Genomic DNA, 23,518 nt, shown 5'->3' with positions numbered 1-23,518 from the left:
GACAAGCGGACGCCAGATGAGCATGACGGTCTTAATTTCGTATTAATACCTAATTTCCCATGCGTCCCGAATCATTCGAATTTCTCACCAACTACCTCAATAACTCTTCCCCCACCGGCTTTGAAAAAGAAGGCCAGAAACTGTGGCTGGAGTACATTAAGCCCTACATCGACGAGTATTTTGTCGATACCTACGGCACCGTAGTCGGCGTCATTAATCCCGAGGCAAAATACAAAGTAGTTATTGAGGCGCACGCCGACGAAATCTCGTATTTCGTGAATTACATCACCAAGGAAGGCTACCTGTATCTGCGTCGCAATGGCGGCTCCGACGCGCTGGTTGCGCCCAGCAAGCGGGTAAATATTTACGGCGAAAAAGGCGTGGTAAAAGGCATTTTTGGCTGGCCGGCCATCCACGTGCGCAAGGTAGACCAGGACAAGGCCCCGACCATCGAAACCATTTTCCTCGACTGTGGTGCCAGCAATGCCGATGAGGTGGCCGAAATGGGCATTCACGTGGGCTGCGTAGTGACGTTTGAGGACGAGTTTACCGTGCTCAACGACAAATACTACGTGGGCCGCGCCCTCGACAACCGCGTGGGTGGCTTCATGGTGGCCGAGGTGGCCCGGATGCTGAAAGAGAACGGCAAAAAGCTGCCCTTCGGCCTCTACATCGTGAACGCGGTGCAGGAGGAAATTGGCCTGCGCGGGGCTGAAATGGTGGCCCATCGTATTAATCCCGACGTGGCGATAATTACCGACGTGACGCACGACAGCCAGTCGCCGATGTATGAGAAAAAAACCGCTGGGGATATTTCGTGCGGCAAAGGCCCGGTAATTACCTACGGCCCGGCCGTGCAAAATAATTTGCGTGATTTAATTATTAATACGGCTAAGGAAACGGACATTCCCTTCCAGCGCGCCGCCGCCACCCGCGCCACCGGCACCGACACGGACGCCTTTGCTTACTCGGGTTCGGGCGTGGCCGCCGCGCTTATCTCCCTACCCCTCAAATACATGCACACCACCGTCGAAACCGTGCACAAGGACGATGTGGACAGCGTGACGCGCCTTATCTACGAAACGCTGCTGCGCATTGAGGACGGGCAGGATTTTCGGTATTTTGTCTGAACCACGGATTCATGCGGATTTTTCGGATTAATCGGATTTTGTGGATGATTTGAACGACGTGCGGTAAGCTTCAGCTTGCCGGGCAGGTTTAGGGTAAGCTTTAGTTTGCCGCATGAGATAATGGCCATTCCGACGGGAATGGCCATTTTTTTAAGTTAGTAAAGTAATGGCATGGCACATAATTCGCACCAGCGTCCGATGACGATTACCGACCAACTAGGCCGGCAAATCACGTTCCCCTACCCCCCGCTGCGCATTGTATCGCTAGTACCTTCGCAAACAGAATTATTATTCGATTTAGGGCTGGGTAATCGGGTAGTGGGAATTACTAAATTCTGCGTTTACCCACCTGAGGCACGGCAAACCACAACGATAATTGGCGGCACCAAGAATTTTGATTTTGATAAAATAGCGGCTTTACAACCTGATTTAATTATCGGGAATAAAGAAGAGAATTATCAGGCTGGTATCGATGAATTGGCCGCGCACTACCCCGTGTGGCTGAGCGACATCAGTACCCTGGCGCAGGCGCTGGATATGATTCGGCAAGTGAGTTTTATTACGGGTGCGCAGGACCGGGGCGAACAGCTGGCCGCTCAAATCGCGGACTCGTTTGCAGCATTGGCCGCGCCACAGCCTCTCATTCCGGCCGCTTATTTTATTTGGCGCAAGCCTTATATGGCGGCGGCCGGCGGCACGTTTATCGATGATATGCTGACGCGGGCGGGTTTTCGCAATGTGTTCGCGCACCTCGGCCGCTACCCGGAAATAACGGCCGCGCAAGTGCGCGCCGCCGCGCCGGAACGCATTTTATTATCGTCGGAGCCCTACCCCTTCGGGGAAAAGCACTTGGCCGAATTTCAGGAGATTTGCCCGGCGGCTAAAATTCAACTTGTGGATGGCGAATTATTCAGCTGGTACGGCAGCCGGCTGCGATTATCGCCAGCCTATTTTCACCAATTACTGACCAATAATACTCTGCGAAACACCGCAGTTTAGCACCGCGAAACACCGCGCGAAAGCAAGTTTGATTATCTTGCTCGCTAATCCCTACCCCCCCTATGGACCAGCGCATCATCAACCTTTTTGACGAGTACACGCACCGCCCGCTTTCGCGCAAGGAATTTCTGGATCGGCTGGTGGTGCTGGTGGGCAGCGCAGCGCTGGCCACCACGGCGCTCTCCGTGCTGGAGCCCGGCTACGCTCGGGCGGCCACCATTTCGCCGCTGGCGGAAGATTTGGTGGAAGAAACCGTGACTTGGCCCGGCGACGGGGCCACGGTGAGCGGCTACCTGGTGCATCCGAAAGGCCGGAAAAAGCGCGGCGCGGTGGTCGTGATTCACGAAAACCGGGGACTCACGCCGCACATCAAGGATGTGACGCGGCGGGTGGCGCAGGCCGGCTACCTGGCGCTGGGCGTCGATGCGCTGTCGGTGCTGGGCGGCACGCCGGCCGATGAGGACAAGGGGCGCGAACTAATCGGCCAGCTCGACGCGACCAAAAACCTGAACAATTACCTCGCCGCCCTCACCTACCTGCGCGCCCGGCCCGAGTGCAACGGCCACACCGGCTGCGTGGGCTTCTGCTGGGGCGGCGGGCTAGCCAACCAGCTCGCGGTGCACGACCCCAAGCTCAACGCCGCCGTGGCCTACTACGGGCAGCAGCCCAAGGCCGAAGACGTGCCCCAGATAAAAGCGGCCCTCCTGCTGCATTACGCCGGCCTCGACCAGCGCATCGACGCCGGTATTCCGGCTTATGAAGCGGCGTTGAAAGCGGCGCATATTCCCTACGAATTATTTGTGTACGAAGGGGTTAACCACGCGTTTAACAACGATACTTCGCCCGCTCGCTACAATGCGGAGGCCGCGAAACTGGCCTGGGAGCGCACGCTGCGGCTGTTTAAGGAGAAGCTGGGGTAGTCTATACAGCTGAAGATATTGTTCAATTAACTCTACTTTGGCAGGTTAGCATGTTTTCACCGCAGAAGACGCAGAGGGCTTCGCAGAAGAACGACCTCTGCGACTCTTCTGCGGTGAAAATACCTGTACTAGTAGCTGGGGCAAACAGCAGCTTAACCTGCTAAAGTAGAGGTAAATACTTAGCATTATAACTCACATAGTAATTACGTAAAATGGTTAATAGCCAGCCCCATCGGGTCAAGGTACGTATCGGGCTTATCTATAAAGAGCGCCCCGCCGAGCCAGGCTCAGCGGGGCGCTCTTTTTAACGATTCCCTACCCCCCTACTGCGGCTTGACGGCGGTGGGCAGCGGCTTGCGGGGCAGTTTTTGGTCGCGCATGGCGGCATTATACACGAAGGAGGCCACTACTACGGAGGCCTGCTTGAGGTCGTCGGCTACGAGGCGGTCGTAGGTGTCCTGGTTGGAGTGGTGGGTGCGGGCGAAATAGTCGAGGCCATCCTGGATGAACTGGAAGCCGGGCAGGCCCACCGCGTCGAAGGCGATGTGGTCGGTGCTGCCGGTGTTGCGCAGCGTGACGGTGCTGGCCCCCATATCGGCGAAGGGCTGGAGCCAGGCGGTGAAAATAGGCTTCACGGCCTCGTTGCCCTGGGCATAGATGCCCCGGATTTTACCGGCCCCATTGTCGAGGTTGAAGTAGGCGGCCAGCTTCTCGTGGTCGGGTTTGAGGAGCATGGTGGCGGGGTCAGCGAAGTGGTTTTTCACGTAGTTGCGCGAGCCATGCAGGCCTTCTTCCTCCTCGCCCCAGAGGGCGATGCGGATAGTGCGGCGCGGCTTAAGGCCGCTGGCTTTCAGGATGCGGACGGCCTCTATCATCACGGCTACACCGGCGGCGTTATCGGTGGCCCCGGTGGCGGCGTGCCACGAGTCGAGGTGGCCGCCGAGCATCACGACTTCGCTTTTGAGTTTCTTGTCGGTGCCGGGGATTTCGGCCACCACGTTGTAGCCTTTTAGGTCCTGGGTCTGGAAGTGCGTTTTGGTTTCCAGCTCGACTTCGACCGGAATGCCGGCTTCGACGAGGCGAATGAGGCGCAGCTGGTCCTCGGCCGACATTTCCAGCTCGGGCAGCACCGGCTTGGCGTCGGCGGCGTAGGGCGCGCCGTTAGTGGTGAACACGGTACCGTCGGTGCCGCGGGCGGGGCTAAGCACGGCGGCGGCGCCTTCGGCCAATAGCATATTATTCAGTTGCTGGCGCAGCTCGCGGGCGGCCAGCATAGCGGCGCGGCGGGCTTCGGGGTTGGCCTCGGCGGGGCGGTTGGCGGCGGTGGGCGCGCCGCCGGCGGGGGCGTCGGCCAGCTTCTGCAAGTCTTCGGCGCTGAGGCGCTTAGCGTCGGGCTCGAAGTTGGGCTGGGGCAGCGTGGCCACGGGTAAAATCACGATTTTATCGCGCAGCTGGCCCTTGTATTTGTCGAGGTCGGCGGCGGTTTTCACGTTCACATAGGCCACAGCTTTGCGCAAGCTGCCGGGGGTCGAGGGCGTCCAGGCCTTGGGCACGCCAATCATGGCGTGGTAGTAGGGTGCCGTCATGGCCACGTAGCTCTTATCGATGTCCCAGCCGCGGCCAAAGTCGCCCCAGGCTTCCACGTTGGCATTGGCCAGGCCGTAGTCGGTGAGGCGCTTTTTGGTCCAGGCGTTGGCGCGGGCCAGTCCCTCGGAGCCGGCCAGGCGCGGGCCGCACACATCGGTGAGGTAAAAGGCCGTTTCCATCACCTTGGAGCGGTTCAGGCCTTCGTCCTTGATTTTGGCCAGGGCGGCGGGGTCGAGTTTTTCGGCGGTTTGGGCTGGGGTTTGGGCCAGGGCAGGCACAGCCAGCAGGCCAGCGGCGGCGAGGGTAAAAATTGTTTTCCGCATGCAGGGAGTGGGGGTTGTTTGGTGAAAGAGTAGATGAATAACTGCTAAAGACACCGGACAATCGGCCCGCGTTGCGTTGGGCTTGACGGCTCCTACCCCCTCGTTTTTAGCGCAAGCCTAGCTATAACCGGGGCCGGGACCGCTGCCATTCACCACGCCAGTAAGGCGGCCGTGCTTTCCGTGGGAGTCGATAAAAAGCTACTACTTCATAAGCGACTACTTTTTAAAGACAAGAGACGCTGCGCCAAGAAAGCATTTTTTATCAACCAAAGACCCGTTTGCTCGTTTGGGAGAAGGCCATGAGCTGATGAAACATCCGCAACGGGCAACCTCAACATTTACTGGGCCGCCCGGTTGTAATTACTTATGAAGATTTTACGCCGCGCCGCGCGGAGCTGTTTGTGGGCTCTGTTCGCGTATTTTCTACTGGGGTCGGGTCGGGTTTGGGCTCAGAATCCAGTTGCCGTCCCTACCCCCCCGCCGCCGCCCGACGAGCCGCTTACCCTCCAGCAATGCCTGAGCTACGCGCTGGCCTACCAGCCGCTGGTGCAGCAAGCCCGCCTCGATGAGCGGAGCAACGAGGCCGATATTCGCATTGCGCTGGCGGCCTGGCTGCCGCAGGTGGGCCTCACGGGCACCGCGCAGCACTATTTTGGTCTGCCCTTCACGGTGTTTCCAGACCCCACCACGGGCATCTCTACCCCCCGCCAGCTGGGGGTAAAAAACGTAACGACGCTGGGGGGCAGCGCCACGCAGGTCATCTATAATAATGATGTGAACCTGGCCGCCCGCCAGGCCCGCTACACGCGGCTGGCAGCGGGTCAGAACACGGTGAACACCAAAATAGCGACCGTTTCGGACGCCAGCAAGGCGTTCTACGACGTGCTGCTGTCGCAGCGCCAGCTCGCGGTATTTGACGAGGATATCCGGCGGCTGAGCCGCAACTACAAGGATGCCCGCGCCCGCTACGATGCGGGTATCGTGGACAAGACGGACTACCTCCAGGCTCAGATTTCGCTCAATAACTCGGTGGCGGGCCGCAAGCAGGCGTTTGAGGCGGTGAATGCCAAAACGGCCTACCTCCAGCAGCTGATGGGCCTGGCGGCCGACAAGCTTATCAGCCTGAAATACGACACGCTGCAGCTGGAGCAGGAGGCCGTGGCGGATACGCTGGAGCACCTCAACCCGGCCAACCGCATCGAGTTTCAGCAGGTGTTGACCCAGAAGACGCTGCAAGGGCTCAACATCGATTATTACCGCTACGGCTTCTTACCCTCCGTGTCGGCGTTTGGCAACTACAACGCGGTGTATCAGGCCAATACGCTGAGTGACCAGTACAGCCAGCGGTTCCCTAACTCGTACACGGGCGTGCAGATGGGGCTGCCGATTTTCACGGGTTTCCGGCGCACCTACAACCTGCGCCGGGCGCGCATTCTGGACCAGCGCATCGACCAGGATTTACTTAATACCCGCAACCAGGTGACGACCGAATACGCCACCGCGCTGGCTAATTACAAGAGCTATTACAACGACTACGTTATTGGCCGGCAAAACCTGGAGCTGTCGAAGGAAGTGTACCGGGTCGTGGATTTGCAGTACCGCGGGGGCATCAAGGCCTACCTCGACCTGCTGGTGGCCCAGACTACGCTGCGCACCTCGCAGCTCAACTACTACAGCGCGCTGTTTCAGGTACTTACCAGCAAGGTAGAGCTGCTGCGCACGCAGGGTACGCTGCCCACCACTTATTAATTCCGCCTTCGCCTAATGAAGACTAACTACCTGGCCCTGTGCGCCATTGCGGGCCTACTGGCCAGCGCCGCGTGCGGCAAGAAAGACGACAACAAGAAAAACGCCCCGCCGCCGCCTACCCCCGTGAGCGTGGTGGAAGCCCACACGACCGATGCCGTGTACTACGACCAGTACCCCGCTACGGCGGTGGCGCTCAAGAGCGTAGAGCTGCGCTCGCAGATTACGGGCTTTATCACGGGCCTTTACTTTAAGGAAGGCGACTTGGTGCCAGCGAACAAGGTGTTGTATGAAATTGACAAGCGCCAGTATGAGGATGCCTACCGGCAGGCGGTGGCCAACCTGCACAGCGCCCAGGCCACGGCCCAGAACGCGCAGGTGAACCAAGCGCGCTACCAGCAGCTGCTGCAACAGGAGGCCGTGGCCCGGCAGCTGGCCGAAAACGCCGTGACCACCGCCAGCACCAGCAGCAGCCAGGTGGCGGCCGCCCAGGCCGGCGTTGGCCTGGCCCGCACCAACCTGGCTTTTGCCACTATCAAATCGCCGTTCGCGGGGCGCATCGGCATCTCGCAGGTGCGGCTGGGCTCGCAGGTGGCGGCGGGCACTACGGTGCTGAACACGATTTCGACCGAAAACCCGATGGGGGTGGACTTCGCGGTGACGGAAACGGACATTCCGCGTTTCCTGGCTTTGCAGAGTAAAAAAGGGGGGGTAGGCGATTCGACGCTGCGCTTCGTGCTGCCCGACGGCAAGCCCTACGGCGAGCCCGGCCGCATTCAGACCATTGACCGGGCCGTGGACCCGCAAACCGGCACTATCACGGTGCGGGTGGTTTTCGCTAATTCTCAGCACCGCCTCAAGGCTGGCCTAAGCGGCGTGCTGAAAGTGCTGAACACCGATTCGGGCCACCACCTGGTTATTCCCAACAAAGCCATCGTGGAGCAGATGGGCGAAAACTTCGTGTACGTGGCCCTCGGCGACAGCGCCAAGCAACGTAAAGTAAAGCTCGGCCCCCGCCTGCGCGATGAAATCGTGGTGCTGAACGGCATCAAGGCCGGCGACAAAGTAGTGACCGACGGCGTGCAGAAGCTGCGCGACGGAGCCAAGATTCAAATCAGCGCGCCGGGCGCGCCCGTGGCCGGGCCGGCGGGACCGGCCGCTAAGTAATTAATAAAGAACGTCATGCTTCGGCAAGCTCAGCATGACGTTCTTTTATAAATAAGTTATAGCTAAATCATTTTTCTATGATTGCCGAAACCTTTATTCGCCGGCCCATTATGGCCATCGTGGCCTCGCTGGTTATCGTGCTGGTGGGCATTCTGGCCATGCGCAGCCTGCCCATTGGGCAGTATCCCGAAATCACGCCGCCCACGGTGTCGGTGTCGGCTAGCTACATCGGGGCCGATGCCCAGACCGTGGAGCAAACCGTGGCTACGCCCGTGGAGGTGCAGGTGAACGGCACGCCCGGCATGACCTACCTCCAGAGCAATAATACCAGCAATGGCCAGATGGCCATGACGGTTAACTTTGAGATAGGGACGGACGTCAACATCGCGGCCCTCGACGTGCAGAACCGGGTGGGCATCGCGACCCCTACCCTCCCCCTGGAGGTGCAGCGCCTGGGCCTGACCGTGCGCAAGCGCAATCCCAGCATCTTGATGCTGGTAGCCATGTTTGCCCCCAAAGGAACCCACAACACGACATTTCTAGACAATTACGCCAACGTGTTCGTGAAGGACGCGCTGCTGCGCACGAAGGGGGTAGGCGACATCGTGTCGCGGGCTGATGACTTCTCGATGCGCATCTGGCTCAAGCCCGACAAGCTGGCCGCGCTCGGCATCACGGCTGCCGACATCCAGAACGCGCTGAACGAGCAGAACGCCCAGATTGCGGCCGGCTCGGTGGGCGCACCACCCGCCCAGAAGGGGCAGTCGTTCGAGTATATCGTGACGGTGCAGGGCCGCCTAGCTACGGTGGAGCAGTTCGGCAACGTCATCATCAAGACCCGGCCCACCGATGGCTCGCTGGTGTATCTCAAGGACGTGGCCCGCATCGAGCTGGGTAAGTTCAACTACGCCAACAACTCCTACGTGGACGGCAAGCGCGCCGCCTACCTGCTGGTGTACCAGGCACCGGGGGCCAACGCCCTCGAAACCTACGACAACGTGCTGGCGACTATGAACCAGCTCAAAAAGCAGTTTCCGGCCGACCTCGACTACATCGTGCCCTTCGAGTCGGCGAGTGTAGTTAAGGTGTCCATTGACGAAGTAGTGCACACGTTGGTGGAGGCGCTCGGGCTGGTGGTCGTGGTGGTGTTCCTGTTCCTGCAAAACTGGCGCTCTACCCTCATTCCGGTGCTGGCCATTCCGGTGTCCATCATTGGGTCGTTTATCGCGTTTATTCCGCTGGGCTTTACCATTAATACGCTGACGCTCTTCGGCTTCGTATTGGCCATCGGCATCGTGGTGGACGATGCCATTGTGGTAGTCGAAGCCGTGGAGGTGAATATCAACGAGCGCAAGATGAGCCCGATGGATGCCACGCTGGAAGCCATGCGCGAGATTTCGGCCCCGGTTATCGCCATCGCGCTCATTCTGGCGGCGGTGTTCGTGCCGGTGGGCTTCATTCCGGGCATCACGGGGCGCTTGTATCAGCAGTTTGCCATTACAATTGCCATTTCGGTGCTGATTTCGGCCTTCGTGGCCTTGTCGCTCACGCCGGCGCTGTGCACGCTGCTGCTCAAGCCCCACGACGAAAATGAGAAAAATAAGAGCTTCATTGACAAGGGTTTTAAGAAATTCAACGACTGGTTTGGGCGCGTCACGGGCAGCTATACCAATGGCGTGAAGCGCGGCATCCGGTTTTCGCGCTTCGTGGTCATTATGCTGGTGTGCATCGTGGTAGGGGCCGGGCTGCTGTTTCGCGGCAAGCCCAGCGGGTTTTTGCCCACCGAGGATGAAGGCCGCATCTACGTCACCTTCAACCTGCCCGAAGGTGCTTCCACCGAGCGCACCGTGGCCGTGCTGCAAGGCATGATGAAGGAGCTGGAGCACACGAAAGGCGTCGCCCACTTCGCGGCTCTCGGCGGCCTGAACGCGGTTAATTTCTCCTCAAAGTCAAACTCCGGCACCATCTTCTGCCAGTTGGAACCCTGGGACCAGCGCACTGATAAGGCCCTGCAGCTGCAAGGCATGATAGCGACGATTCAGAAAAACATGGCTCGCTTCCAGGAAGCGACCACGGTTGTCATCTCGCCGCCCGCCATTCCGGGTTTGGGCAACACGGGCGGCTTTTCGTTTATTTTTCAGGAGCGCGAGGCCGGGGGTGATATTCAGGTCTTCGACGCCAACTTACAGAAGTTTCTGGCCGCCATTCGCAAGCGGCCCGAAATCTCGGCGGCGTTCTCGTTCTTCACCGCCAACACGCCGGGCTACCGCCTGGATATTGACCGCCTGAAAGCCAAGAAATTAGGCGTTTCAATTGGCGACATCGGCAACACGCTGCGCACCTACCTGGGCAGCGCCTACATTAACGACTTCACGCTCTACGGCCGCACCTTCCACGTGGTGGCGCAGGCCGATTCGTCGTATCGCGGCGACATGGTGGACCTGGGCCAGTACTACGTGCGCAACAGCGCCGGCGGCATGGTGCCGCTGAGCGCCGTCACGACCTACCACCGCATTGAATCCGCCCCGCTCATCTCGCATTACAACCTCTTCCGGTCGGCCGAAATCAATGGCGGCGCGGCCCCCGGCTACAGCTCCGGCGATGCCATCAAAGCCTTGCAGGAAACCGCTGAGCAAACCCTACCCCAGGGCTACGGCTACGAGTTCTCGGGCCTGAGCCGGGAGGAGCTGATTGCTGGCGGCCAGACGATTTACATCTTCGCGCTGTCTATTCTCTTCGTATTCCTGTTTCTGGCGGCGCTCTACGAAAGCTGGTCGGTGCCCTTTTCGGTGCTGCTGGCCGTGCCGGTGGGCATTTTCGGGGCCATCCTGGCGCTGTTTTTCCTCCCCAAGCTCACCAATAACGTGTACGCCCAAATCGGGATGATTACACTCATCGGCCTCTCGGCCAAAAACGCCATCCTGATTATTGAGTTTGCTAAAGAGCGCGTGGACAGAGGGATGCCGCTGGTAGAAGCTACCCTCGAAGCCGTGCGCCTGCGCCTGCGACCCATCATTATGACCTCGCTGGCCTTCATCCTGGGCATCCTACCCCTGGTGTTTGCCTCGGGCGCGGGCGCGCAAAGCCGCCAGACGCTGGGCTGGACGGTGCTCGGCGGGATGCTGGCCGCCACCGGTCTGGGCATTTTCATCGTGCCGGTGCTCTACGTCATCATCACCCGCTTTGCCTACGGTAAGGAGAAGCTCGCCGAGCTGGAGAAAAACTACAAGCCCGACGAAGAGCACGGCGGCCCCAAAAAGCAGGAGCCGGAAGGCGGCATCCCGCCGGAAGGCACCCAGCCGGCGCTGGCGTAGGTTCCTTAAACCAGTAAGGGGAGTAATGTCGTTCTCATAGTAGAACAACATTACTCCCCTTACTTATTACCCATTATCCACTAAGAAAGCCTACGGTTACTCTGTAAAAAGAGAAACCCCGGCTGTTAATGCAGTCAGGGCTTCGAGAAGGGTGGGGGTTTTGACGCAACCGTTTGCTTCATTCAGAAGTGGAATGTAAAGATGCGAACAAACTGCTACAAGAGGCTGGAAAGGCTATTTGGCGTATCTGGTTACCGCGTTGACTGGTAAGACTCAGCGTTGACGCGCAAACTTCCCTACCCCACCCCTACTCCCCGGTCCCGGCCTTTTCCATCAAATCGGCCAGCGCTTGCGAGATACCGGTGCTGCTGAAGCCGCCGTCGTGCAGCAGGTTTTGCATGGTCACGTAGCGGGTCAGGTCCGAGAAGAGCGATACGCAGTAGTCGGCGCAGGCTTCGGCGGGCGCGTTGCCGAGCGGGGCCATTTTATTGGCGTACTCATAGAACGCGTTGAAGCCCGCGATGCCGGTGCCGGCCGTGGTTTTGGTCGGCGACTGCGAGATAGTGTTCACGCGCACCTTTTTGAGGTGGCCCAGGCGCTGGCCATAGCTGCGGGCAATGCTTTCGAGCACGGCCTTGGCCTGCGCCATGTCGGTGTAGTCGAGGAAGGCGCGCTGGGCCGCGATGTAGCTGAGTGCCACCACGCTACCCCACTCGTTGAAGGCATCCTGCTTTTCGGCCACTGCCAGCATCTTGTGCAGCGAGAGCGCCGATACGTCGAGCGTCTGCTGGAAGAATTTGTAGTCGAGGTCGCCGTAGCTCTTGCCCTTGCGAATATTGGCGCTCATGCCAATGGAGTGCAGCAGGAAGTCAATCTTGCCGCCAAAGTGCGCCTGCGCCTCCGTAAACAGCGTGCCCAGTTCCTCCACCGAGGTAGCATCGGCCGGGATGATGGGCGCGTCAATCTCAGCGGCCAGCGCCTTGATTTCGCCCATGCGCATGGCTAGCGGGGCATTGGTGAGCACGATGCGTGCGCCTTCGGCGTGGGCCTTCTGGGCCACTTTCCAGGCAATGGATTGGGAATTGAGCGCGCCGGAGATGATGCCGACTTTGCCGGCGAGGAGGTTGGAGGACATTGGTGGGTAAACGAGGGGTAGGCTTCGCTCGCGACAAAGTTAAAAGTTCATGGCCAATCTGGCGTAGCTAACAGTTAAAGTCAGCAGTATTCCTGGTACTATTGACCACAACCATGCAACAGCAACGAGCTTTTTAGCTAGCAATTTATTCCCATAAAACATTAATAATATTATTGGAAATACTAAAAATAGCACCACCACTTTCCCAAGTGCATCAGCCGATATCCAAAGTTTGGAACCAACTACTGTTAGAACAACCATCAACACGACGAGTAGTTGTCCAGTAGCTAAAACAGAATACTTAGAAAATACGCTCATAATATCTATTTGCATTGAGCCACGGCCTGAGCATATTCAGCTTCAATCACAGACAAGTGAGCCTGATGTTGCCATAGGGCGTAACCAGAGCAGCCCACATAAACAACACAGTACGTACCAACACCAGTAGCGGGAGAAAAAGGACCACCTACTACGGTTATCAAGGTCCCTTCACACACTGCAATACCTGCACCACCTGCGGTGACTCCACAAGCTAAGAGAGCACCTACGAAATCAACATTTTCAGAATTTACTTTGGCCTGCCTTACACCTTGTGCAAGTTGCACACAGTTCGCGCCACCGCCACCACCGCCACCATTCTCCTCCGGTTCAATTTGAGTGGAACCACCAAAATCTCCACACTCATCACAATTATTTAAGAAGCAGAGTTCACAAATACCAGTATTGTAATCTTGGGTAACTGGGCTACTAATGCCTGATTTCCTAGCTGATAATGTTGATGACTGAATTGGAGGATAATGATAACCAGTTTGAGCAGACACTATACTATACGCTTTGGCTATTACATCCAACGGCATCTTGGTTAGCTCAATACCCCTGGTTCTCAATTGTTTGTTCGCCCGCTCAATTTTTTCAAGTCCTGACAAGTATTGAGTCGGGTTCTTAAACCCAAGCAATCTAATTGCTAGTAGTAGACTATCTTGCTGATTAGCTACTAATAGCTTTTGAATTCTACTGCTAGTCCGTTGCCTAATAAGCTGGCTATGAGCATCACGTAACGTATTATATAGTACAGTTTGAAAGTCATTGCCAGTCACAGCTATTCTCACAAAAGAGGAGTCGGCAGCCAAGTCCTTGGCCGATAAGACCGTTACAGGCAAAACCTGGTTGTCCTTAACCGTGCATTGATTGAGAACGCCGAGCACGAAGAAGTTACATACTAAAGTAGCTAAACGTAGAAAATTTTTCATATGCTTGCTGAGAAGTATTGGTACGCAGCAAACATATAGTTTTTTTTTAAAAGCGCAATGTGCTCAATGTGAAGTTTTTGTTAATTCTACGTCCCCACGCAACGCCAGCAGCTCGCGGGCGCTCTGCAAGGCGTTTTCGCTGGGCTTGGCCCCCGCAATCATGTGCGCGATTTCCTTGATGCGGTCCTCCGGGCTCAGCTGCCGGATGCGGCTCACGGTGCGGTCGGCGCGGTCTTCCTTATACACGAAGTAGTGGGTGTCGCCGGCCGCCGCCATCTGCGGCAGGTGCGAAATGGCTATCAGCTGGTGCTTGTGCGCCATTTGCTGCATCATGCGGCCCACCTTCACCGCGATTTCGCCGCTGATGCCGGTGTCAATCTCGTCGAACACTATCGTGGGTAGGGCCGTTTTATCGGCCAGCATGTACTTGATGCACAGCATAAGACGCGAAAACTCGCCGCCCGACGCGGCCTTGCTCAGCGTTTGGGGCTGCGCGCCTTTGTTAGCGGTGAAGAGGATGCTCACCACGTCGGAGCCGCTGGCCGCGAGCGGCCCGGTTTTGTGCTCCACCACGATGCGCGCGTGCGGCATCCCGAGGTCGGAGAGTAGCGCGCTCAGCTCCTTCTCAAACTTCGGAAACGCCTTGCGGCGGCTTTCCGAGAGCTTGGCAGCCTGAGTCGTAGCCTGCTTGAGCGCGGCCTCCGAATCTTTGCGCAGGCGCGTGATTTCCTTGTCCAGATTCAGCACCGAGCCTACCTTCTGGCGCAAGGTTTCGCGGGCTTCGAGCAGGCCCTCCACGTCGCGGCGCTGGTGCTTGCGCTGCAAATTATACAGCACCGTGAGGCGCGCCTGCAGCTCTTCGGCGCGGGCGGGGTCGCCCTCGGTGCGGCGCTCGGCGGTTTCTACTTCGTCGGCAATGTCGTGCAGCTCAATCAGGCAACTTTCCAGGCGCTGGCGCAATTCACGGAAACTCTCCGAATAATTCGCTACCTGGCCCAGCAGCGTCGAAGCGTCCTTCATGGTGCCGGTGGCGCAGCTTTCGCTGTCGCGCAGGCCGTGCAGCGCCTGGCTCAATTTATACTTGATTTCCTCGGCGTTTTCGAGCTGCTTTACTTCCTGCTCCAGCGCGTCCTGGTCTTCCTTGTCGAGGTCGGCTTCTTCCAACTCACTCAGCAAAAAGCTGTTGTAATCCAACTCTTTGCTAGCCTGCACCGACTGGTCTTCCAGCGCTTTTAAGTCGGTTTCGAGCTTGCGGTACTGGCGGTAAGCGTTGCCGTACTGGGTGCGGGTAGGCACGAGGTTGGCGTAGAGGTCGAGCAGATTGAGCTGAAACACGGCATCGCCCAGCAGCAGCGTATCATGCTGCGAGTGAATGTCCATGAGGTTCGCGCCAATCTTGCGCAGGGCGTCCAGCGTCACCGGCGTGTCGTTCACGAAGGCCCGCGACTTGCCCGACGGGCTAATTTCGCGCCGCAGAATACACTGCGTGTCGTAGTCCAGGTCTTCGGAGTCGAAAATATCCTGCAACTGGTAATTCGCAATATCAAACTGCCCCTCAATCACGCACTTGCGCTCGGTATTGAAGAGCATGCGCGAGTCGGCCCGATTGCCCAGCAACAGCCCGATAGCGCCCAGCATGATGGATTTGCCCGCCCCGGTTTCGCCGGTAATAATATTGAGCAGCGGCGAGGGCCGCATTTCCAATTGCTCAATGAGCGCGTAATTCTGGATGCGTAAATCGATTAACATAAATCGCGGATTGAGCAGATTTCGCAGATTTCGCAGATTCTATCGGCTCGTTCTGACTTACTGTTTTTTATAGTTTTATTTTTGCTAATATATTCGAAAATTTTGTTTATTTACTATCCATGATAAGCAGATTGAGGATGCTCGAAATTTGACTTCGTTGTGGTCGTCTGAATCTGCGAAATCGGCGTAATCTGCTCAATCCGCGATTTATTAGCGATTTATGGTTTGGTATTTCGCTAGGTTGCCGGGGTCCACGTCGGTGAGCAGGGCCAGGAGCTGCTGCTTTTGTTCGATGTTGGTGCTAGTGCGAAAGACGTTGGTAATCTCGTCGGCCTTGGCGTCGAAAAAGGCGCGCAGGAATAACGTGTTGGGCCGCACGGCATTAGCCTTCTGAATACCCGTGAGCGCGGCCATGATGGAAGTGCGCGCCTCGTCGGGCTTTTCAATAAAAATGTCCATACCCAGCCGGTAGTAGGCGTACAGGCCAGTGCGGAAGGCTTCGAGCTGCGGGTCGGTGAGGTTGTTGAGCAGCCAATAGCGGTTGCGCGGGCTGGCATCGGTCCAGCCGGGGTCCGACTCGGTGGTAGTGTTCTGGCTGACTGAGTATTGCATAATCACCCGTGCCTGGTCGTAATAAATCGAGCCGCCGAGCCGGGCAAACGAGTCCTGGTCACTGCCAATCACCAGGTAGGCGTAAAAGGCCAGCAGCGACGACAAATTATTAACGAAGCTGCTGGCCGCGAAGTCAAGCGGCGTCTGGGGCGTATAGTTAAAATTGAAGCTGCGGTCGTTGATGTTCAGCAAGTTAGTTTCGTAGCTGGTACCATAGACCGGGCGGGTAGCAATAAGACGCATCGTGGCCTGGTAAGTGCCATTCTGCGGAATTGCGGTGATGCCCACAAACATGCGCAGCTTGATGCGCTCCTCGGGCCGGTAGGCTTGCCGGGTCCAGGTGCGAGTATTCAAAAATTCCGTCATATTCTTTTGCAGCTGCTGCACCAGGGTAGGGTCGGTAATCGTCGCGTTTTCGAGCGTCACGGCCACCTGGGCATTCAGCTCCTGGGCCTGGGCGCCTACCCCCCCTAGCAGCAGCAAAGCGAACAAGGCAATTAACTTACGCATACACAGTAGCATAACGGTTCAAAATCAGGACCACCAGCGCGTGCGCCAACTCACTTTTGGCTTGTAGCTCAAAGTTGAGCACCTGCCCGGCGCGGTCGAGCACGGTCACTTTATTGGTGTCGTGGCCAAAACCCGCCCCGGCATCGCGTAAGGAATTGAGCACGACTAAATCGAAGTTTTTGCGGTGCAGCTTGTCCTGGGCGTGCACCAGCTCATCTGTAGTTTCCAACGCAAAACCGACGGCAAATTGTTCAGCGCGCTTGCTCAGGCCGAGCGTGGCGGCAATGTCCACGCTCTTGACCAGCTCCAGCGTGAGTGTTTCACCCGCTTTTTTAATCTTTTCGGTGGCCACGGTGGCGGGCCGGTAGTCGGCCACGGCGGCGGCAAATACCCACACGTCGGCCAGCGGCGCAGCCTGAACGGCGGCCTCGTACATCTGCTGGGCCGTTTCGACGCGCACCGTCGTCACGAGCGGGCTGGCGGGGGGGGGTAGGGCCACCGGCCCGCTGATGAGCGTGACTGTGGCACCCGTCGCGGCAAAGGCTTCGGCCAGGGCGTAGCCCATCTTGCCCGTCGAGCGGTTGCCCAGAAAGCGCACGGGGTCGAGCGGTTCGTAGGTGGGGCCAGCGGTGAGGAGAACGCGCATAAGTGGCGAATGTGCGGTAAGCTTTAGCTTGCCAAATTAACTTCTTTTATCTGCTGAAAACGGCAAGCTAAAGCTTACCGCACAGTTGCTTACCTTACAAAAAAACCTTCCAGCTCGGCAACAATCTGCTCGGGCTCCAGCATGCGGCCGGGGCCGCTGAGGCCGCTGGCCAACTCGCCGCTGGGCGAATCAAACACGTGGTTGCCAAACGAGCGCAGGCGCTGAATATTCTGCTGCACGGCCGGGTGGGCGTACATGTCCAGGTCCATTGCCGGGGCCAGGAACACGGGGCAGCGCGCCGATAAGTACACGGCACTCAGCAGATTAGGGCACAGGCCGTTGGCCAGGTTACCCAGCGTGTTGGCGCTGGCCGGGGCAATAACGTAGGCCTCGGCCCACAGGCCCAGCTCCACGTGGTTGTGCCACTGCCCACTGGCCGCATCACGCAAAAAGCCCGTCAGGACGGGCTTTTTGGAGAGGGTACCCAGCGTGAGGGGCGTGACGAAGGCGGCGGCGGCTTCGGTAAGGATAACCTGCACCTCGGCCCCAGCCTGCACCAGCAGCCGCACCAGCGGCGCGGCTTTGTAGGCGGCAATGCTGCCGCTCACACCCAGCAGAACACGGCGGTTTTCTAGTGCGTGGGGCTTGGCGCTTGGGGCTTGGTCAGGCATTTTCCTAAAAAAGGCAAAGGCAAAAGAACATAAAACCCAAGCACCAAGCACCACTCCTTAGAACAACTCGCGGGGGATAATAACGGGTGCGGCCTCGGGGGTTTCGTAGTGCAGCTCGCCGGCGATAAACTCCTCAATGGCCTGGCTGGTGGGCTTGGGCTGGCGCTCATACTGCTTGCTGACTTCAATCTGCTCGCGGTTTTCGAACACTTCTTCGAGGTTATCGACGGTGGTAGCGAACTCGGCCAGGCGGTCCGTCAGCTCTTCTTTCAGCTTCACCGACAGCTGGTTGGCGCGCTTCGAGATGATGGAAATCGCCTCGTACACGTTGTTGTTTTCAGTCGTGATGTCGGCCAGATTGCGGGTAACGATGGAAGCGGAAGCGGGGGTTTTCATGAGAAATGACAATTCGTTGTTATAAATGACTGATTTAAGTAAGTAGCCAGAATTAAGCAGCAAGGCCATAGCAGGCTGATAATCAAGCAAAAAGCATCAGACTTACTACTTATTACTTTTTTCTTGCTACTTAGTTAGTGGCCCCGGCGGCCACCGCCGCCCCCACCGCCGGATGAGCGCTTGGGTGGCTCGGGAGCGGCCGCATTCGTTTGGTCAATTGCGGCCTGGGCCGCCGATTGGGCTTCGGGAATGCTCTTGAGGCGCTCCAGCTCGGTGCGGCTGTCGTCGTACATGGCCTGAGCCGTGCGGATATTCTTACTCTGCGGGTACGTATCGATGAAGTGCTGGTAGAACGACACGGCATCCAGAAAGCGTTCGCGCTGCTTGCTCTCGATGCTTTCCCTGGCCCACTCATACTGCGCCTGCAGGCGAATATACTCCGCCTGTTCGCCGTAGGCCGAGCCAGGATACTGGGTCGTAAAGTTGCCCAGCGACGTCACGGCCGCTTGGTTGTAGCGCAGGCCATAGTAGAGCTTGGCACTCTGAAACGCCTTGTTTTCCAGTTTCTTCTGCAACTCCTGCGACATAGCATCCGTCTCGACGCGGAACTGGCTGGTGGGGTAGGTATTCAGAAAATCCTGAATCGTTTCCAGGGCCGTTACCGTGTTGGTCTGGTCAAGCTCGTAGCCGGGCGAGTCGCGAAACAGCGACTTGGCCCGCAGAAATGATGCCTCTTCCACCAGCGGCGAATTGGGATAGGTATCGATAAACTGCTTGAAATAATACGCGCTCAGCACGTAGTTACGCTGCTTATAATTGGTGTTGGCAAAGTAAAACTGCGCCTTTTCGGCCTCGGGCCGGCCCTTGAGCAGTGGAATCAGTTCTTCCAGCAACGTCCCCGAGCGGAAGTAGTCGCCCTTGTCGTAATACTTGATGGCCGCCTCGTACTTCTCATTGACGTTGGCGCTTTTAAGCAGCTTCTGGTAGCCCGTGCAGGACCCTAACGAAAGAGTGCTGGTGAGCAGAACCGCGGTAATCAGACGGGGAAATCGCATACAAAGGGCAAAGATAAGGGATTTAATGACTAATGAGTAGTGACTACCGACTAATGAGTGAGGGGCCAGAGGCCCAACTGAGTTAGTCAGGCTCGAATTGGCAACCTACTGCAATCAGCCTAACACCCTGCTTTACAAGAACATTAGTCACTCGTCACTCGTCATTAGTCACTACCCAGGAGCCGCTGAGCTAGCGTGGGGTTGCAACGGCGGCGGGCTTGGCCACGGCCGGGGGGGTAGGCGGCCGCGCCGGGGCCTTGGGCGCGGGCGGGCGGGCTTTCATTTTTGCCTTGGGTTTGGGCCGGGTTTTTGGCCGGATGCCGGACCTGACTTTGGCCTTCAACTTGGGTTTGGTTTTTTTGATATCGCTGGCGAAGTGCTTGCCGAAGACGATGCGCCGGGTAGGGCGCTCGGCGGCCCGCCACTTAAAGCCCTTAAGCTCTTTAGTTCCCGGCTTTATCTCGTGCACCGGCGTGTAGCTGGCCTCGGGGTTGGTAAGCAAGCTGAGCTGCTTGATTTTATTGTCGGCGAAGCGCGCCTGCATGGTGGCCGACACCGACTTATTGAGGCCGCTCATAACCGTGTCGCCATCGAGGGTAAAGTAGAGGCTTTCGGCGTTGCCGAGCACGTCGATGCGGGCCATCTGGCTGCGCCGGAAGTAGGCCACCATGTTGCGGCCCTTCACCTGGTTGTAGTCCTGCACGGTGTCTTCCTGAATGGCAAACGCATTGCTGAACAGGTTGGCCCGCTCCAATTGGCCGTGCTTGAAGCGCAGGTTCATCGAGTCAGACGTGAGCTGGTTGCGGGCCTGCCACACCACCGGGTCGCGGTTAAGGTAAATAATGCTGTCCTGGCGGTCGTAGGTGAGCGAGTCGCAGCGGCCCTGCATCAAGCCTCTGAAAATCTGCACCTTGGGCCAGGCGTAGATAACGGGGCGCTGCACGGCGCGGCCGGGCCGGGTTTCCACGCTCAGCAGCGTGTCGGCGGCCAGGTAGAGGGTGTCTTTGCCCGAAATATTGCGCACCACCGGCCGGTCGCCGAATATTTTGGTGCGGCCCAGCGCCCGCCAGTAGCGGCCGCGGTCGCCACGCAGCACCACGTTGTCCTTCTTCGAAATGAGCGAAACGTGGCCCGTCGCCACGCCGTAGAGCTTCACCTGGTCATACACCAGCACGTCGCCGCCGAGCAGATAGCCGGGCGTGTCAATCTTGGCGTTGCGGGCGAAGTTGGAGATACGCGTCACCGTGTTGTAGGTGCCTTTTTCGGCGTAGAGGTCGCCCTGCGCGCTCTTGATACGGGTAGGGCCGTCGAAATACGCGATTTTGGAGATAGTATTAAACGTCAGCGTGTCGTTGCGCAGGTCAGTGGCCGCGCCCTGCTCGTCGAGCGAAACCAGGTGCACATCGCGCTTAAAGACAAAGACTTTGCTATTGGTGTCGTAAAAGCCCTGCTGGCTATCGAGGGTATTTTTGGGGTCCACGAGGTGGCCGCCCACGGTGTAGAAGGCCGTGCGGCGGGTCATGTCGTAGTCGAGGGCGGTGGTGGTGAGCGTCATGCGCGGGTCGCGCATCACCACGTTGCCCGTCATGCGGGCCAGGCGCTTATTGCCATCGTAGTAGCCGTGGTCGCCGGTGATGGTCATCGTGTCGCTCTGCACGATGCGCACATTGCTAAACGCCTCAATCTCATTACGTTCGGTGTACTGGTAGGCCGAGTCGCAGTACAGCAGCACATCCTGTTGCTTGAAGGAGACATTGCCCAGCAATTTGCGGATTTTGACGCCGTTGAAGTCGCCGCCGCGCAGCTCATCGGCGTGCAGCAGCTCCACGGGCGTGCCCTTCACGGGTTGGGCGGCTTGGGCGCGGGCGCCGGGGGTAGGCTTGGGGGCGGCAGCGGGCCGGTTTTGGGCGTGCAAAACCCCCAGGGGCAGCCACAGCAGGAGGAGCAGAAAAAAACGAGGTAGCGGCATTCGGGGCCAAAGTTACGGCGGCGGGCAGGGCCTAACGCGCATCTTTGCGGGCTAGTGCCCTACCCCCTCCGTTTACCGTTATGCTCGACCAGGTTCGCCAGTTTATCAGTCAGGAAAATCTTTTTGACCTCGAAGCCGACACCGTGCTGGTGGCCGTGAGCGGCGGCCTCGACTCGGTGGTATTGCTCGATGTGCTGCACCGGCTGGGGGCCAAAGTGGCCGTGGCGCACGGCCATTTTGGCCTGCGCGGTGCCGAGGCCGACGCCGACGAGCAGTTCGTGCGCAAGCTGGCCAAGCAGTACGAGGTGCCCTATTTTGCCGAGTTTTTTCAGACCAAAGCCTTTGCTGAGCGCGAGGGAATTTCGACCCAAATGGCGGCCCGGCTGCTGCGCTACCGCTGGTTTGAGCAGGTGCGCGCGACGAATGACTACGCCGCCATTGCCACCGGCCACCACCGCCGCGACGCCGCCGAAACCATGCTGCTCAACCTCACCCACGGCACCGGGCTGGCGGGCCTGCACGGCATTCGGGCCAAAAACGACCGGGTAGTGCGCCCGCTGCTGGCCCAGGCCAAGGACGACCTCTACGATTACCTGGTCGAAAACCGCCTCATCTGGCGCGAGGATGCCAGCAACGACAGCCCTGTGTACCAGCGCAACCGCCTGCGCCAGCAGGTGCTGCCCGTGCTACGCGAGATTAATCCTAACCTGGATAACACGCTGGCCGCCACCGCCGAGCGCGTGGGCGGGGCCGAAGAAATCGTGCGCCGCTACGTGGAAGACACTGCCGCCCAGGCCCGCCGCGACGCGCCCGAGGCGGTTTATTTTGACATTCGGCTGCTGCAAAACACGGCCGCCACGACGCTGGTGTTGCACGAGCTGCTGCGGCCTTTCGGCTTTTCGTGGCCCGTGACCAAAGAAATCGTGGCCAGCTTCAAGGGGCTGGCGGGCAAGCAGTTCGACTCGCCGACCCACCGCCTGGTGAAGGACCGCGACCAGCTCGTGATTACCCCGCGCCGGCTGGCGCAGTACGGTACCTTCCAACTAGCTGAGGGCCAGGAAGATTTACTGGCCGATGGCCTGCGCCTGCGCGCCAGCCAGCACGCGAGCGCTGGCTACGAGATTCCGCGCTCGCGCAGCACGGCGGCGCTGGATGCGGATAAGCTTCAATTTCCGCTCACGCTGCGGCGCTGGCAGGAGGGCGACTGGTTTATGCCGCTGGGTATGAAGGGTAAGAAGCACCTCAGCGACTTTCTCATCGACCAGAAAGTGCCGCTCAACCTCAAAGAAGACGTGCGCGTGCTGACCTCGGCCGACGGCAAAATCTGCTGGGTCGTGGGCTTCCGCGTCGATGACCGCTTCAAGGTGGACGAGGAAACCGCCCGCGTGCTGGCCGTGCAGCGGCTGTAACAGGCGTAGTGCGGCCAGGGTCGGCAAAAAAAAATTCCCGGATAGTGCAGCTATATTGCCAGCTAGATACTCCAGCTGCTATGCGCTTCCTTATCCTTTTGCTCGCGGCCGGCTGGTGGAGCCGGCCAGCCGCCGCCCAGGCCCCTACCCCCCCACTCGTGCCCGAAGCCGCCACGCTGGTGGGCACCTACCGCCTCACCTACCAGCCGGACTCGACCGACGCGAAAACGCGCACGGAAATCCTGTATCTGTGGCTGGGCAAAACCTTATCGCTGTTCGAGAGCCAGGGCAAGTTTGCCAGCGATTCGCTGGTAGATACGGTGAAAGACATTCCCTTCAACCAGGAAACCGCGCCCCTCCTGACGCAGCAGATACTGGCGCTGCCGCACAGCCGGTTCAACTACGGCATTTACAAAACGACGGCACCCCGGCACCTCTACTACTACGACCGCATTGGTCTGCAACACTACCGCTACGAGGAGCCTACCCCCCTGGCCTGGACCATCCTGCCGGCCACGGCTACCGTAGCTGGCTACGCCTGCCAACGGGCCACCACCAGCTTTGGCGGGCGGCAGTGGGAGGCGTGGTTCACCCGCGAGGTGTCCGTGAGCGATGGGCCGTATAAATTCTATGGCCTGCCGGGGCTCATCGTGAAGGTCGGCGACACGCGCCAGCACTATGTGTTTGAGTTGGCCAAGCTGGCCAAGCCCGTCGCTGAGCGCCTGCTCACCTTCCCCACCAAGGCGGCTGCCACCACCAACCGAGCCGCGTTTCGGCGGGCGCGGGCCGACTACGACGCCGACCCGGTGAGCCGCATGGCCCCGGCCGCCGGCGGCGGGGCGGGCGTCATCATGCAAGACCCCGACAAGGCGCGGCAGCTGGCGCGGGAGCGCCTCAAGAGGAATAACAACCCGCTCGAATTGAAATAAG

16 protein-coding genes and 1 pseudogene are annotated in these 23,518 nt (G+C 58.6%); 8 read left to right on the top strand and 9 right to left on the bottom strand.

Annotation, left to right across the window (positions count from 1 at the left end):
• Positions 1-59: 59 nt before the first annotated feature.
• The 3 genes from A0257_02235 to A0257_02225 all read left to right on the top strand — a co-directional run bounded on the left by A0257_02235 (position 60) and on the right by A0257_02225 (position 3,049).
• Positions 60-1,130 carry a peptidase M42 gene (locus tag A0257_02235; GenBank protein ID AMR26033.1) on the top strand — a complete coding sequence of 357 codons (1,071 nt, stop codon included), beginning with the start codon at positions 60-62 and terminating at the stop codon, positions 1,128-1,130.
• A gap of 171 nt (positions 1,131-1,301) precedes the next feature.
• The gene (locus A0257_02230; GenBank protein ID AMR26032.1) at positions 1,302-2,129 is read left to right on the top strand and encodes a cobalamin-binding protein; all 828 of its coding nucleotides are present in this window, start codon (positions 1,302-1,304) and stop codon (positions 2,127-2,129) included.
• 62 nt (positions 2,130-2,191) lie between these two features.
• Positions 2,192-3,049, top strand: a complete 858-nt coding sequence (locus A0257_02225; protein AMR26031.1) for a carboxymethylenebutenolidase — start codon at positions 2,192-2,194, stop codon at positions 3,047-3,049.
• Between the two features lie 323 nt (positions 3,050-3,372).
• Here A0257_02225 and A0257_02220 read toward each other — a convergent pair whose 3' ends face one another.
• Entirely contained in the window at positions 3,373-4,959 is a 1,587-nt protein-coding gene (locus A0257_02220; protein ID AMR26030.1) for a peptidase M28, read from the bottom strand.
• Positions 4,960-5,358: 399 nt separating this feature from the next.
• On the opposite strand from A0257_02220, the gene A0257_02215 reads away from it, so the two are divergent.
• From A0257_02215 to A0257_02205, 3 genes are all read left to right on the top strand, one after another.
• On the top strand, positions 5,359-6,708 hold the full coding sequence (locus A0257_02215) for a hypothetical protein (GenBank protein AMR26029.1): 1,350 nt from the start codon (positions 5,359-5,361) through the stop codon (positions 6,706-6,708).
• Positions 6,709-6,723: 15 nt separating this feature from the next.
• The gene (locus A0257_02210) at positions 6,724-7,872 is read left to right on the top strand and encodes an efflux transporter periplasmic adaptor subunit (GenBank protein ID AMR26028.1); all 1,149 of its coding nucleotides are present in this window, start codon (positions 6,724-6,726) and stop codon (positions 7,870-7,872) included.
• Between the two features lie 77 nt (positions 7,873-7,949).
• Complete coding sequence (locus A0257_02205) at positions 7,950-11,186, top strand: RND transporter (protein ID AMR26027.1); 3,237 nt, start codon at positions 7,950-7,952, stop codon at positions 11,184-11,186.
• A gap of 307 nt (positions 11,187-11,493) precedes the next feature.
• On the opposite strand, the gene A0257_02200 is transcribed toward A0257_02205, so the two are convergent.
• The 8 genes and pseudogenes from A0257_02200 to A0257_02165 form a co-directional block, all read right to left on the bottom strand.
• Positions 11,494-12,321, bottom strand: coding sequence for an enoyl-ACP reductase (locus A0257_02200; GenBank protein ID AMR26026.1), 828 nt, complete (start codon positions 12,319-12,321; stop codon positions 11,494-11,496).
• Positions 12,322-13,634: 1,313 nt separating this feature from the next.
• The gene (locus tag A0257_02195) at positions 13,635-15,320 is read right to left on the bottom strand and encodes a DNA repair protein RecN (protein AMR26025.1); all 1,686 of its coding nucleotides are present in this window, start codon (positions 15,318-15,320) and stop codon (positions 13,635-13,637) included.
• 210 nt (positions 15,321-15,530) lie between these two features.
• On the bottom strand, positions 15,531-16,442 hold the full coding sequence (locus A0257_02190; protein ID AMR26024.1) for a hypothetical protein: 912 nt from the start codon (positions 16,440-16,442) through the stop codon (positions 15,531-15,533).
• Positions 16,435-17,088, bottom strand: a complete 654-nt coding sequence (locus A0257_02185; GenBank protein ID AMR26023.1) for a phosphopantothenoylcysteine decarboxylase — start codon at positions 17,086-17,088, stop codon at positions 16,435-16,437. The genes A0257_02190 and A0257_02185 overlap by 8 nt, the downstream gene beginning before the upstream one ends.
• An 89-nt stretch (positions 17,089-17,177) precedes the next feature.
• Positions 17,178-17,759 carry a hypothetical protein gene (locus tag A0257_02180; GenBank protein ID AMR26022.1) on the bottom strand — a complete coding sequence of 194 codons (582 nt, stop codon included), beginning with the start codon at positions 17,757-17,759 and terminating at the stop codon, positions 17,178-17,180.
• A gap of 57 nt (positions 17,760-17,816) precedes the next feature.
• On the bottom strand, positions 17,817-18,155 hold the full coding sequence (locus A0257_02175) for a DNA-directed RNA polymerase subunit omega (protein ID AMR29585.1): 339 nt from the start codon (positions 18,153-18,155) through the stop codon (positions 17,817-17,819).
• 224 nt (positions 18,156-18,379) lie between these two features.
• A pseudogene (locus tag A0257_02170) lies at positions 18,380-19,210 on the bottom strand (hypothetical protein).
• 190 nt (positions 19,211-19,400) lie between these two features.
• A complete protein-coding gene (locus A0257_02165) occupies positions 19,401-21,179 on the bottom strand; it encodes a hypothetical protein (protein ID AMR26021.1) in 1,779 nt (592 codons plus the stop codon).
• Positions 21,180-21,259: 80 nt separating this feature from the next.
• Here A0257_02165 and A0257_02160 point away from each other — a divergent pair, with 80 nt between their 5' ends.
• Together A0257_02160 and A0257_02155 are read left to right on the top strand one after the other, a co-directional pair.
• Positions 21,260-22,588 carry a tRNA(Ile)-lysidine synthetase gene (locus tag A0257_02160; GenBank protein AMR26020.1) on the top strand — a complete coding sequence of 443 codons (1,329 nt, stop codon included), beginning with the start codon at positions 21,260-21,262 and terminating at the stop codon, positions 22,586-22,588.
• Between the two features lie 98 nt (positions 22,589-22,686).
• Positions 22,687-23,517 carry a hypothetical protein gene (locus A0257_02155; protein AMR26019.1) on the top strand — a complete coding sequence of 277 codons (831 nt, stop codon included), beginning with the start codon at positions 22,687-22,689 and terminating at the stop codon, positions 23,515-23,517.
• Position 23,518 lies beyond the last annotated feature (1 nt).

Origin of the sequence: Hymenobacter psoromatis, assembly GCA_001596155.1 — a bacterium.
GTDB lineage: Bacteria > Bacteroidota > Bacteroidia > Cytophagales > Hymenobacteraceae > Hymenobacter.
Note: the sequence above shows the minus strand (reverse complement) of the source record. Positions and strands in the feature narration are given on the sequence as shown.